Raw genomic sequence first — 12,314 nt, forward strand, 5'->3', positions numbered from 1 at the left:
ATGTCGCTCATTCACGGCGGAGTGCGGTTCATCCCGACCCGCGCCGGAATCGTCAACCTGTGGGACTACCGCGACCAGGAATTCTGCTTCGCCGACGGCAGATTGGTGCTGCGCGGACCGAACGGGTCCGGCAAGACCAAGGCCCTGGAAGTGCTGTTCCCGTTCGTGCTGGACGGGCGGATCGAGCCGCGCAGGCTCAACCCGTTCGCCGGTGAAGAGCGCACGATGAAGTCGAACCTGTTGTACCGCAAGCAGGAATCGGCCTACTCGTATGTGTGGATGGAGTTCGCGCGCGGCGACTGGGACGACCCGGAGGCGGTGACCGTCGGCATCGGCATGCGGGCCACCCGCTCCTCGGACAAGGTGACCCGCTGGTACTTCGTGGCTGACGGCCGGGTCGGCGTGGACTTCTCGCTGATCGGGCCCGACGACCGGCCGTTCACCCGCAAGCAGCTGGCCGAGCAGATCGGCACCGACGCCATCGTCGATCGCCCGGTCGAGTACCGCAACGCCATCGACGCCAGGATGTTCGGGCTCGGCACGCAGCGCTACGACCAGCTGATCAACCTCATCCTCACGCTGCGCCGCCCGCAGCTGGCGAAAAACCTGGACCCGCGCGGACTCTCGCAGGCGCTCACCGACGGCCTGCGCCCGCTCGACGAGCAGCTGATCCTGGACGCGGCCCGCTCGTTCAGCGACATGGAGGAGGTCGGCCGCCCCCTGGAGGGGCTGGTGCACGCCGACAGCGCCACCCGCGCCTTCGTCGACGTCTACCGCAAATACCTTGCGGTGCAGGCCAAGACGGACGTCGACCAGTTACGCACCCGGCTCGACGCGGTCACCCACGCGAGCACCGCGTTGTTCGCCGCGACCGCGTTGCGCGAGCGGCGCGAGGCCGAACGCGCCACCGCCGAGACCCGCGCCGAGGATGCCGACCGCGCCTATGAGCAGGCGCTCGGGGACCGGGAGAACCTGCAGCGCTCCAGCGCGTACGAGGGCAAGCAGCAGCTCGACGATCTCGCCGACGCGGTCCGCCGGCTGGAGACCTCGGCCAGCGTGCACGGGGACAAGGCGCTCAAGGCGCGCCAGACGCTCGACCAGCGGGCGCAGGAGGCCGAGCGGGCACGCACCGCCGTGCGCACCGCCGCCGCGGCGCTGGCCCGTGGCGAGGACGAATTGCGTTCCGCCGCTGAGGAAGCGGGTATCAACTGGACGGCCCTGTCGGAGACGGCCCGGGCCGAGCAGCTCACCGCGACGGTCCGTGGCCACGCCGAGGAACGCGATGCCGATGTGCGCGCGGTCCGGCAGGCCCTCGGGGTCATGGAGACCACGGCCGCCGAACGCACCAGGGCCGAGCGGCTCGCCGAACGCGCCCGCGAGCTGAGCGAGGCGGCCGCCGCCGAGGTCGCGCACGCCGAGGCGGCGGTGGTGCTGGCCCGCACCGAAGCCGCTGCGGCGCTGCGCAAGTGGTGGGACGAGCACCGCGAGGTGTACGCCCCGCTGGGCAACGGACTGTTCGAGGCCTTGGATACCGCGCTGGCGCAGGCGGGTTCGGAGGAGGCGACGGTCGCGGAGGTGCTCGCCGAACGCACCGAGTCGCTGATCGACGAGATCCGCACCGAGCGCCAAGAAGCGCGCGGGCGGGCGGTGATCGCGCGCGAGCAGATCGCCGAGTTGACCGCCGAACGGGACCGCGTCGCCGCGCAAAGCGATGACGCGCCACCGGCTTTCGCCGCGCGAGACAGGAACGCCGGCGATCGGCCCGGTGCTCCGCTGTGGCGGCTGGTTCGCTTCGCCGACGACGTCGCGCCGCAGACCGCCGCGGGCATCGAGGCCGCCCTGCACGCCGCCGATCTGCTCGACGGCTGGATCTGCGCCGAGCCGCCCGCGAAGTACGACTCGGACCAGTTCCTCGTCCCGCTGCCCGCCAAGGAACGGCCGAAGGGCCGCACGCTCGCCGATGTCCTTGTCGTGGAAGAGGATTCGAGCGAGCTGACGGTGCCCAGGCAAGCCGTCGCCGACGTGCTCGCCTCGATCGCCCTGCACGAGGGCAAGGGTGATCCCGCCGGCGGTATTGCGGTGAGCACCGCAGGCGCCTTCCGGCAGGGCGTCCAGGTGGGCAGGCATCACAAGGCCGACGCCGAGTTCATCGGCGCCACCGCCCGGGCCCGCCGCCGGGAACTACGGCTCACCGAGCTCGCCGCCGCGCTCGAGGCGGCCGGCGAAGCCCTGCGGGCCGCCCAGGATCAGGAGGCCGACGCCAACGCCGAACTCGCGCGAATCTCGGCCGCCGCCAAGGCGTTGCCGCGGGCCACGGCGGTCGCCACCGCGTTGCGCGCGGTCTCCGAGACGGCGGGCATGATGCGCTCCCGCTCCGAGGCCGCCGCCCAGGCCGAGCGCGATCTCGATCAGGCCGTCGCCGAGGCCACCGCGGTCGAGAAGAAGCTGCGCGCGGCCGCGACGAAACACCGGACCCCGCGCGATCCGCGCGAACTCGACGCCTTGGCCGCCGCCATCCGGCATTTCGAGAACACCGGCACCGGGCTGCTGCGGCTGCGCACCGAACACGAGCGGGAACGCGAACGCGAACGCGAGGGCAGCGACCGCCACGACGAGGCCAAGGATCTGGCCGAGGCGTTCGCCGAGGAGGCCGAGGCGGCCAAGTCCGGCTACCAGGAGCAGCTGCGCAAACTGGAAACCCTGCGCGAGGCCCTCGGTGCGGGCGCCGCCGACATCGATCAGGAACTCGAGCGGGCACGCGCGAAGATCGAGGCGACCAAGGCCGAGCAGAAAGCCGCGCGCAAGGCCGCCAACGAGGCGATCGAGGCGATCGGCGACGCGGAGGCCGCCTATCGGACCGCGCACGAAGCATTGGGCACCGCGCTCAACGAGGTGCTCGCCGACGTGAAAGCCCTTGCCCCGTACGCCCGTCCGGACCTGCTCCGGCTACTCGGTGCGACGTCCGAGGGCCGCTGGCCGAGCAGCGAAGCAGCCTGGTCCACGCCGGAACAGTTGCTGTATCGCATTTCCCAGGCGGGGCCGGAGGCCGAACCGCAGGTGCTGCCGGACGAGGTCGCCGAGCTCTTCGAAAGTCTCACCACCGCAACCGCTTCGGTTCGAGCCAGCGAGGCGACGCGCAAGTCCACCCGCAGCGCGGTGACGGCAGCGCTACAGGAATTCGATGCCGCGCTCGCCGGGTCCGGGCGCGACTACCGGCTCCAGTGGGACGCCGCGGACGGGCTCACCGTCGTGCAGGTGCAGGACGACGACGGCATGTCGGCGCTCGCCGATTTCGCTGCCCGCATCGACAGTGCGCGCAAAGACCAGGAGTTGCTGCTCACCGACGCCGAGCGCCGCATCCTGGAGGATGCGCTGCTGACCGGGCTGGCCCAGCAGATCTACGAACGCACCAGCGACGCCCGCGATCTCATCGCCAGGATGGGCGCGGAGATGAAGCAGCGGCGGATGTCCTCCGGCAACACCATCGGCGTGCACTGGGTGCTCGCCGACACGCTCTCCGACCCGGCCCGAGCCATGTGCAAGCTGCTCGACCGTGACGCGTCGGCCCTCGGCGCGGACGAACTCGCCACCATCCGTGCGCATTTCGCCTCCGAGATCCGGGCGGCGCGGGCGGCGCACCCCGAGCGCTCCTACCCCGAAATCCTGGCGGCGACCCTGGATTACCGCACCTGGCGGGTGTTCTCGTTCACCCTCATCTCCGCCGACGGCAGCGAGGACAAGCTCACCGTGGCCAGGCACAGCGCGCTCTCCGGTGGCGAGCAGTCCGTCTCGCTGCACCTGCCGCTGTTCGCCGCCGCCCACGTCATGCTCGACTCGGCCGACCCGCAGGCCCCGCGCCTGCTCGCGCTGGACGAGGCGTTCGCCGGTGTCGACGACAACGGCCGCAGCGAATTGCTCGGGCTCAGCGTGCAATTCGATCTCGACCTGTTCATGACCGGCTACGACCTGTGGATCACCTACCCCCACGTCCCCGGCTGCGCCCACTACGACCTCGCCCACGCCGCCGCCGAGAACACCGTCAGCGCAACCCTGCTCGTATGGGACAGCGGCGACCTGCTCGCCGAACACGACGGCACCGACCTCACCGCCGCCCTCGGCTCCCCCAACCGCCGCCGCGTGCACTCCACGATCGAAGGTGGGATCGAACTGACAACGGTCGGCTGACTACTCGGCGCGGCGGCTGGTGAAGTCGAAGGAGCCGCCGTCGATGCCCCAGGAGATGATCCGTGCGGGGTGGATGCGGATGATCGCGCGATCCTGGGGTGGGAACGGCGGCTCCTCGTCGTCGAGTGCCTCGGCCGTGCCGCGGACCTCGATGCCGCGAATGACGTAGGGGTCCAATGAAACCTGTTGGTCGATGACGAACGAGACTCGGCTGCCCGCCTCGACATTGCGGAACTTTCGACTGGCGCGCATGCGCATGCCGCCGATGTCGATCGTGCCGTCGGGGTTCACCCGATAGCTGGTCGGGTTGTTCTGCACCTCACCGTCGGGGGATACCGTGGCCAGCCGGCCGATCGCGGCCTCGGCGAGGAACTGCTGTTCATTGGTGGTGAAGGTCATGTCGGTTACTCCTCGATTCGATATCAGGATTGCCCGGCGATCAGCCGGAAGTTGTCGAGTGTGGAAAGCGCTGGGATCAGAACAGGATCAGCGCGGCGCACAGTCCGGCGATGGCGATGAACTGCAGCGGGACGCGGTATTTCAGCAGGCTGTCCCACTTGTCTGGCAGCGCACGGGCATTGGGCGGGATGATGCCGCTCGGCGCGGCGGCGGTCTGCTGGGAGTTGATCGGCTTCGCAATGCGGACGTACGGGGCGGGCCAGGTCAGCGGGGCCGCGACCGTGATCCCCGCCGCGACCGCGGCGCCGGCCTGCCCGGCCAGAATCGCGATCAGCAGCGTGAGCACCGCGGTGACCACACCGCCCGCACCGACCACCGGCATGCGCTTGTCGCCGTAGTAGTGACCCCAGCCCGCACTCACGGTCACGGTCGCGTCATCGAGCTTGCGGTAGACCGAGCGCATGATCACCGCCCCGCAGACATCGGTGCCATAGACGACGGCATTAGCGAGAACGGCGATGGCGGCGATGATCTGGCCGGTGACGATGAGCATTTCGGCTTCCCTTTCCAAAATCTAGCAACGCTAGAAGCTGGAGCAACGGTAACATTCCGCTACTAGCTTGTCTAGCGTTGCTAGATTTCAGATCGAGACCGCGGACCGCGGTCGAGCCAGGAAGGTCAGCGTGGGCCGTGGCCGAGGCCGAGCAGGGCGGCGACGATCTGGCCGGTGGAGTCGAGCATGTTCGCGAAGATGTCCTGCGGCACCAGCTTTCCGTTGCACCACAGCACATTGCAGTTCGACTGGGCGTACGGGCCGACACCGAAGAGGATTTGGGCGGTGTGTGCCGGGTCGACCCAGAAGGCGAGATCGTCGAGATCACTGATGATGGGGCCGAAGGTGTCGCCGTAGCGGTACGGGTCGTCGAACGGTTCGGCGGGCACGTCGGTGACGGCCGCGACCACCCGGCGCAGGAACTCCTTGTTGTCCGGATTCGACTCGGCCGCAAGGGAAGTCTGCACGTTGCCGGTGTCGATGCCGCCGGGCACGCCGAGCCGGACGATCACCATGTCGCGGCTCGGGATCACCACATTGAACTGGCCGAGCGCGCCGACGAACGCGTACAGGTCGCGGGGCGCGCCGGGGAACATCGCATGGTCGAACACCTTGGCGGTGGGCACCGTCGCGGTCTTGTAGGAGTCACCGGCGTTGAGCCAGAACAGGAATCCGTAGCCACCGTTGGCATCGGTCGGCTGACGCGCCTGCCGGATGTAGTCCGGATCGATCAGTTGTGTTGCACCCCAGCGACCTTCGTGCAGCAGGAGCAGGCCGAGCCGGGCCAGATCGTCGGCGCGCATCGCGAGACCACCGTTGACGGCGGTGTTTCCGCTGCGGTCGCGCAACCACACCCACTGGTCGCGGGCGATACCCAATGGCTGCATGAGTTCTCGCTGGACGAAGTCCTGGAAATCCGTTCCGGTGGTGAGCTCCACGATCTTCGGCAACAGGGCCAGCACGGCCTGGGCGTACTGGAAGGTGGTGCCCGGCTCGAAGGCGGGCGGGGTGTGCAGGGCTTGCAGCACCTCGTCGGTGGCGATACCCGCGATATCGGCGGCCCAGGAGAAGCGCAGGCCGGTCGTCTGATTCAGCACCTGCCGCACGGTCAGCGCGGCATGCGCGGCGTCGGCCTGCGGGAAGAACTTGCCGAGCGGGTCGTCGAGGCCGAAGTAACCCAGGGTGATCGCGCGACCCACCGCGACCGAGGTCACGCCCTTGGACGAGCTGGCCAGCGGCATCGGCAGGTTGCCGGTGCCGGTGCGGTCGCCGACCAGGCAGCCGTGGCGGTACACCTGGATCGCGTACGCGCCCTTGGCCGAGCCGAAGTTCAGTGCGTCGGTGAATGCCGCGGGGTCGAAGCCGGCGGTGGCCGGGTCGACGCGCTGCACCGCTCGGCCTGCAGGAGGTTCGGCGCACGCGGCGCTGGGCTCCCCCGCAGCGCTCGGTTCTGCCGCAGCGCTGGGCCCTACCACTGCGAAGGTGACCACAGCGGTGGCACTGAGCCCACCCGCCCACGCCCGACGGAAATTCATGCTCGACCCATTTCTGTGCTGTTCCTTTGCTGATTCGACGGAGCTGTTCAGTGCATCGGCGCTAGTTCAGCGCGTTGGCGAGGGCATTGCGCTGCACGCTGAAGAAGGTCTTGTCGGCGGGCAGCCACCAGTCGGGGCCGACGAAATACGCCTTCGCGACCTCGTCACCGAATGCCTGGTACCGCAGCCACGCCAGCGCGGTGCCCGTGTGCAGATAGCTGTCCAGCCCGTCGACCGGCGAGAAATGGCTCACCCCACGGGCATTGGCGATCCACGCGGGCGCCTGGAAGGACAGGTTGTACTGCCACCAGCGCACCCAGGCGAAGTCGGGCACCACGAAATCGTTGTAGCCGGTGAGGAACAGCGTCGGCACCGAGATCAGTGCACCCACCGCCAGCGGGCCCGGTTCGATGGCGAGCACGCCGCGCACCCGCATCGCCGGATCGATCATCGATGCGATACCCGGGAACACCGTTCCCGCTTGCAGCGCCGCCTGCCCACCGCCGGAATGCCCACCGAAGATCGTGCGGCTCAGATCAATGTTGTTGTACAGCGGTGAATTCGGATCCCGAGCGGCGACCACGGCGGTGGCGACGCCGAGGGCGGGCACGTACACCAGCGAGTTGAAGAACTCATACGGGATCACCACGACGAAACCGTGGCTCGCCCACTGCCGGGCGAGTGCGTCGTACATTCCCGGGTTCGCGCCGAACCCGGAAGTGAACACCAGCAGCGGCGCCGCGGGGAGTTCGGCGATGTCGGCCGGGTAGTAGGTGTTCACCCCGATCGGCGAGTCCAAGCCGTTGGGAAAGGCCTGGGTGCAGGTCATGTCGTCGCGGTTGCCGAGCATGTGCACGACGATGTGTTCGACCATGCCCCAGACCGATTCCTGGCACGGATTTGTGCGCACCGGGGTCGCGACCGGATGAGGACCGGGCTTGTTGAACACGCTCTGCGCGGTGGTGCCCGGTTCGGGTATGTCCGCGGTCGCGGCAGGCGCCACCGTGGCGAACACCACGATCGCCGCCGCCAGAATCGCGGTCGCCGCACGTATCCGAGTAGCAAACCTCATCATCGAGGGCTCCCTCATCCTCCGGCATCGTTGCCGGACCTGCCTATCCGATAGTGAAACCATTCAGTCTCGAATTGCAGACAGTACTCGGTAGTGGCCTACGACACAATGGGGCCCGGCAGCGATCCAGGCCGGTCAGTCCCCCTTTGCCAGGTCGCGTCCCGCGATCCAGCCCCAGGTGAGCGCCGAAGCGATCGTCAGTCCGCCCGCGAGCGTGCCAGGCCCGAACACTGCCGCGGCCGCGTTGCCCGCGGCGTAGAGACCGGGGATCGGCCGGTCGGACCAGTCGAGGACGCGGGCGCGGGTGTCGGTGCGCGGGCCGCCCTTGGTGCCGACCGCACCGGGGTAGACGGGAACGGCGAAAAACGGTGGCTCGCTGACCGGTCCGAGATTCGGATGGGCCGCGGTCGGATCGCCGAAGGCCTGCTCGTATCGGGTACGGCCCCGCTGGAAATAGTCGTCGCGCCCGGCCTCGGCCATCGTATTGAAGCGAGTGACGGTGTGCGCCAACGCCGCCGGGTCGATATCGATGCGCTCGGCGAGTTCGGCGAGGCTGTCGGCGCGGATCAGCCAGTCCGGGGCGGGCGTGCCGGCGGGGATGCCCGCGACCGAGTATTTGGCGCGGAACTGCGCGTCGCCAATGGCCCAGGCGGGCAGGTTGCGCGGCCGGTGGGTGTTGGGATCGAGTTCGGCGAAGGCGCTCGCACAGTTGTGGCTGGCCTCGTTGACGAAGCGGTGGCCCGCGGTGTTCACCCACAACACATGGGGCAGTGACCGTTCCGGCAAGGTGAGCTGCGGTTGCGGAGTGGCGGCGGGATCGGGCCAGGTGCGATCCGGCGCCTGACAGGCCGGCCAGGACCAGTACTCGCCGGTGTAGGCCAGCGCGGCGCCGACCCGTCCCGCCATTCGCAGCGCGTCGCCGTGCTGGATCGGCGGCGTCACGGGATGGGTGAGCGGTCCGGACAACAGCCGTGTCCGCAGCGTCGGATCATGTTCGAAGCCGCCGCTGGCGAGCACGACCCCGCGGCGTGCGCGGACGGTGCCGTCCGCGTGATCGATGCGCACACCATCGACTCGGCTCTGTTCGTCGCGCGTCAGTTCCGTTGCGCGGCAGTCGCGAATCAGGCGCACGCCCGCCGTTCGGCAGCCGTGCAACAGCCCGACCACGAGCCCCGCGCCGAGCGTGACCGTCCCGGCGGCCATGCGTTGGGCGATCAGTTCCATCGGCGGAGCGCCACCGGCGAACAGATGATGCTCCAGCACTTCCTGATTGGTCAGCACCGGGGCGAAAAACGGTGCGGGCCAGACGAGTTCGTTCAGGTCACCCAGGTCGCCGACGGCCAGCGGACGGACCTCGACGTGCCGCGCGGTCTTGCCGCCGGGCAGCTCGGCGAAGGTGTCCGGGTAGGCCGGAGCCGGGGCGAAGCGGATCGGCGAGTGCTCCTCCAGGAAGCGCACCACCTCGGGCACCGTTCGCAGGAAGGTTTCCACCATGGCGTCGTCGCGTCCGGGTGCGGCGGCACGGCAGTAGGTGCGGGCCTCGTCGATGGAGTCGGACTCGTCCATCCGATGGTTCGCCGGGGCCCACACCTGCCCGCCGGAGACCGCGGTCGAACCGCCCCACCGCGGCGATGCCTCCAGCACCACCACCTCCGCGCCGCTGTCGGCAGCGGCCAGCGCGGCCGCCAAACCCGCTGCGCCCGAACCGATCACGACCACATCGGCGTCGATCATGACTACCTCCTCGCTCTTTTGTTTATAAGTACACAAAAAAGCCGGAGGCCTGTCAAGAGCGCGGAATCAGCCCGTCCAGCAGTGCGTTGAGCCCGAAGTCGTAGTTGTCCCACGCATGCGGCCACGCGGTAGCGAGCGCGGCGACCGCCGGGGTCTCCCCCGGGTCCGCGGCGTCGATCATCGCGGTCTGGAAACTCGCGCGATCCGGATCGGAACCGCTGCGTGTCATCGCAATTCGGATCGTCAGCACGCCGACGGTGTATTGCCACACCGCCCGGTACGCGGCACCCGCCTGCTCCGTGCTGAGCCCGCAGGCGGCAAACGCCTGCAACAACTCCTCGAGCAACCACAGAATCGATCGGCCGACCAGATTGCCGCTCGCCAACACCCCGACCACCCACGGATGCGCCGCCAACTCGTCGTGCAGAAACCGCCACAGCACCACCAGCCGCTCCCGGGGATCCTCCGGCAGCTCAGGCCGTTTCAGCGTGGCCGCCACCCGATCCAGCAACAGCAGCAGCAGCTCATCCTTGTCCTGGACATGCCGATAAATCGCCATCGGCGAACTGGACAGTCGCTGCGCCACCGCACGCATCGTCAACGCATCGATCCCCCCGGAGTCGACGATCTCCTCCGCAACCAGCAGGATCGCATCCCGCGACAGCCGGGCCGGGCGCCCACGGCGCCGCACCGAATCGTTCATCCCCGCAGTCTGACAGCCCGAGGGCGGCGAGGGCGTAACCCGCCTCGGCGGCTAGCGGGTACTGGCGTCCGGGCGCATCGGTGGGCAGGTGTGGCCGGGGGTGGTCGCCAGTTCGAAATGCCACCATTCGTTGTCGTACATGCGGCAGAGGCCCCAGCGGTTTCCGTTGGCTTCCAACCACTGTGCTCCGGCGAGCGGACCGACGTCGACCGCGTGACCCGAGACGTGAGTCGACTCCTCGGGGGGTAGCACCCAGCGGCGGGCCGCGTCGGGTCCCCCGTAGGTCGCCAAGCCGTCGTCCCACAATTGCTGCTGCTCATCGGGTGTGCGATAACCGGACGTGATCGACAACGGCACGCCCTGCGCGTGCGCCTCGTTCTCCGCCAGTGTGTACGCCACCGCGAGCCCGGGTTCCAAGCTGTCTCCTATACACCTCTGACGCCGCCGACGAAGGCTTCGGTATAGACCTCGGTTGGTCCCGTCTCTTTTACAAAAAACAGAGCCAGCGAGNGCCCTAGTCGTTTCCACACACCACTCCGCAACACCATGCCGGCGATGGTAACGGGCCGCGCCGACGACCGCGCCGGTCGCCGGCCACGCTCAGAGATCCTGCGCGGCCCGCAGCGCTACCGATACCCGGTCCATCGTCTCGGTGTCCGCGACGCCGACGCACTCGTCGAGCCGACTGCGCACAGTCGCTTCGGGGTGCAACGCCGAGGCCCATCCGTGCGGTGGAAGTTCGACGGCGAGCAGCCCGCCGGGATCGGAGTCGAGGACGTGCAAGGTCAGCACGACCTTCAGGTGCGGATTCTCATTGATCGGGGCGGCACTGATGATCAGCCGACGGGTCGAAACGCCCGGACGGTTGATGATCGGCTCGTATCTCCATACTTCCCCGCGATTCACGCGAGCCCGGCTTCGCGCGCCGCGGCCTCGGCCTCTGCCGCGGCGGCCTCGGCGTAGCCGGGGTTCGCGGCGTCCCACTCGACGTAGGACGCGACCGATTCACGGAGCGCTTGTTCCCGGAAGTGCCGCTCGACCCACGCGGAGACATTGCCACCCGCGGCCGCCGCCTGCTTGGTGATGTAGTCGGCCGTGGCCTGTTCGAGACTCAACGTCATCCGGGCCTTCATACTCAACATCATACGATGCCTCCGACCCGGCGCAGAAGAACATCGCGTGTCGCGCGGGCTGGGGCGGTCGGCGTGGCAAACGGCGCAGGTTGTCTACTGCGGGCCACTGACGAGGAGTCATAGTCGATGGGCATGGCCCATGCTTACCCGAAATCCGTTGGCTGGCAAATGCTTCATCCACAAGGAACGGGGGTTGTCCACAATCTATCCCAGTGCTGTGGATCACAGTGTGCGGGCAGTTGCTACCAGTCCGATTCGTGACAGTTGTGGTGTTGCCCCGAATCTGCTTGCCGCCCAACTGGAGCCACCGGCTCCGATCAGGCCGCGGACGACACCCGGGCTGATGCGGTGGGTGGTCGCCCGCGGACCGGGCGGGTTGTGCACAGGTTGCGGCGGTGTACACATTCGCTCCCCAGAGATGTGAACAGCCACTACAACGGACAATTCGACTAGCGCACCGGACAATTCGGCCGTATCACTCGCGCAACGGAGTGACCAGCGTCAGGTGGTCCCGTTCGATGACAGGTACCCGCGCGGTCGCGGGGTGGCGAATCGCTTCCACCGCTTCACGATTGCGCCCGATGCGCTCGATGATTTCGCTACCGTGATCGCGGGCATAGGCAATGGCGATTTTGATCTTGCCGGTATGCAGGCTCGACTTCGCGCTCAGCACTTCGATGCGCCGCTCGACCGGACCATCCAATTCCTGCAGGCGGGCAACGACTTCCCAGACATCGGGGCCCGCGACCAACGCGGCGCGGCGATCGTTCATCGGCCCACGGAAAACAATGCCGGGATGGTCGAGCTGATCGACACCCTCCCGGATGAGGCGGTCTAGCAATGCGGTAGAAGTAGTACCCTCGCGTGCGGCGCGTGCGGCCAGCCTGCGACTGGCGGATTGTGAGAGACGCAGTGTTGTCGTGATGACCCTGGACGTACTCATTGTCCTCCTCGACCTTCAATGGCAGCTGAGATCAAACGGCACCCTGAACCAACGATG

The 12,314-nt window shown here is 68.3% G+C and carries 10 protein-coding genes and 1 pseudogene; 1 reads left to right on the forward strand and 10 read right to left on the reverse strand.

The window, feature by feature from the left end; translation table 11 throughout:
- The gene (locus DBO33_RS27920) at positions 1–4,185 is read left to right on the forward strand and encodes a TIGR02680 family protein (protein ID WP_107657728.1); all 4,185 of its coding nucleotides are present in this window, start codon (positions 1–3) and stop codon (positions 4,183–4,185) included.
- On the opposite strand, the gene DBO33_RS27925 is transcribed toward DBO33_RS27920, so the two are convergent.
- The 10 genes and pseudogenes from DBO33_RS27925 to DBO33_RS43650 form a co-directional block, all read right to left on the reverse strand.
- On the reverse strand, positions 4,186–4,584 hold the full coding sequence (locus DBO33_RS27925) for a PPOX class F420-dependent oxidoreductase (protein ID WP_107657729.1): 399 nt from the start codon (positions 4,582–4,584) through the stop codon (positions 4,186–4,188). It abuts the gene before it with no gap.
- A 76-nt stretch (positions 4,585–4,660) separates the two neighbouring features.
- Complete coding sequence (locus DBO33_RS27930) at positions 4,661–5,137, reverse strand: DUF1772 domain-containing protein (protein ID WP_107657730.1); 477 nt, start codon at positions 5,135–5,137, stop codon at positions 4,661–4,663.
- A gap of 125 nt (positions 5,138–5,262) precedes the next feature.
- Complete coding sequence (locus DBO33_RS27935; RefSeq protein ID WP_107657731.1) at positions 5,263–6,672, reverse strand: serine hydrolase domain-containing protein; 1,410 nt, start codon at positions 6,670–6,672, stop codon at positions 5,263–5,265.
- Between the two features lie 61 nt (positions 6,673–6,733).
- Positions 6,734–7,747, reverse strand: coding sequence for an alpha/beta hydrolase (locus DBO33_RS27940; protein WP_107657732.1), 1,014 nt, complete (start codon positions 7,745–7,747; stop codon positions 6,734–6,736).
- Between the two features lie 132 nt (positions 7,748–7,879).
- Positions 7,880–9,478, reverse strand: coding sequence for an FAD-dependent oxidoreductase (locus DBO33_RS27945; protein WP_107657733.1), 1,599 nt, complete (start codon positions 9,476–9,478; stop codon positions 7,880–7,882).
- A gap of 52 nt (positions 9,479–9,530) precedes the next feature.
- Positions 9,531–10,181: a TetR/AcrR family transcriptional regulator gene (locus DBO33_RS27950; RefSeq protein ID WP_107657734.1), complete on the reverse strand. Its 651-nt coding sequence runs from the start codon at positions 10,179–10,181 to the stop codon at positions 9,531–9,533.
- 51 nt (positions 10,182–10,232) lie between these two features.
- Positions 10,233–10,598 (reverse strand): annotated as a pseudogene (locus DBO33_RS27955) (M15 family metallopeptidase); the annotation flags it as partial.
- A gap of 183 nt (positions 10,599–10,781) precedes the next feature.
- Complete coding sequence (locus tag DBO33_RS27960) at positions 10,782–11,087, reverse strand: hypothetical protein (RefSeq protein ID WP_107657735.1); 306 nt, start codon at positions 11,085–11,087, stop codon at positions 10,782–10,784.
- Complete coding sequence (locus DBO33_RS27965) at positions 11,084–11,326, reverse strand: hypothetical protein (RefSeq protein ID WP_159080572.1); 243 nt, start codon at positions 11,324–11,326, stop codon at positions 11,084–11,086. The genes DBO33_RS27960 and DBO33_RS27965 overlap by 4 nt, the downstream gene beginning before the upstream one ends.
- Before the next feature lie 463 nt (positions 11,327–11,789).
- Entirely contained in the window at positions 11,790–12,086 is a 297-nt protein-coding gene (locus tag DBO33_RS43650) for a hypothetical protein (RefSeq protein ID WP_199856783.1), read from the reverse strand.
- Positions 12,087–12,314: the final 228 nt, after the last annotated feature.

This window comes from Nocardia suismassiliense (assembly GCF_900269665.1).
Classification (GTDB): Bacteria; Actinomycetota; Actinomycetes; order Mycobacteriales; family Mycobacteriaceae; genus Nocardia; species Nocardia suismassiliense.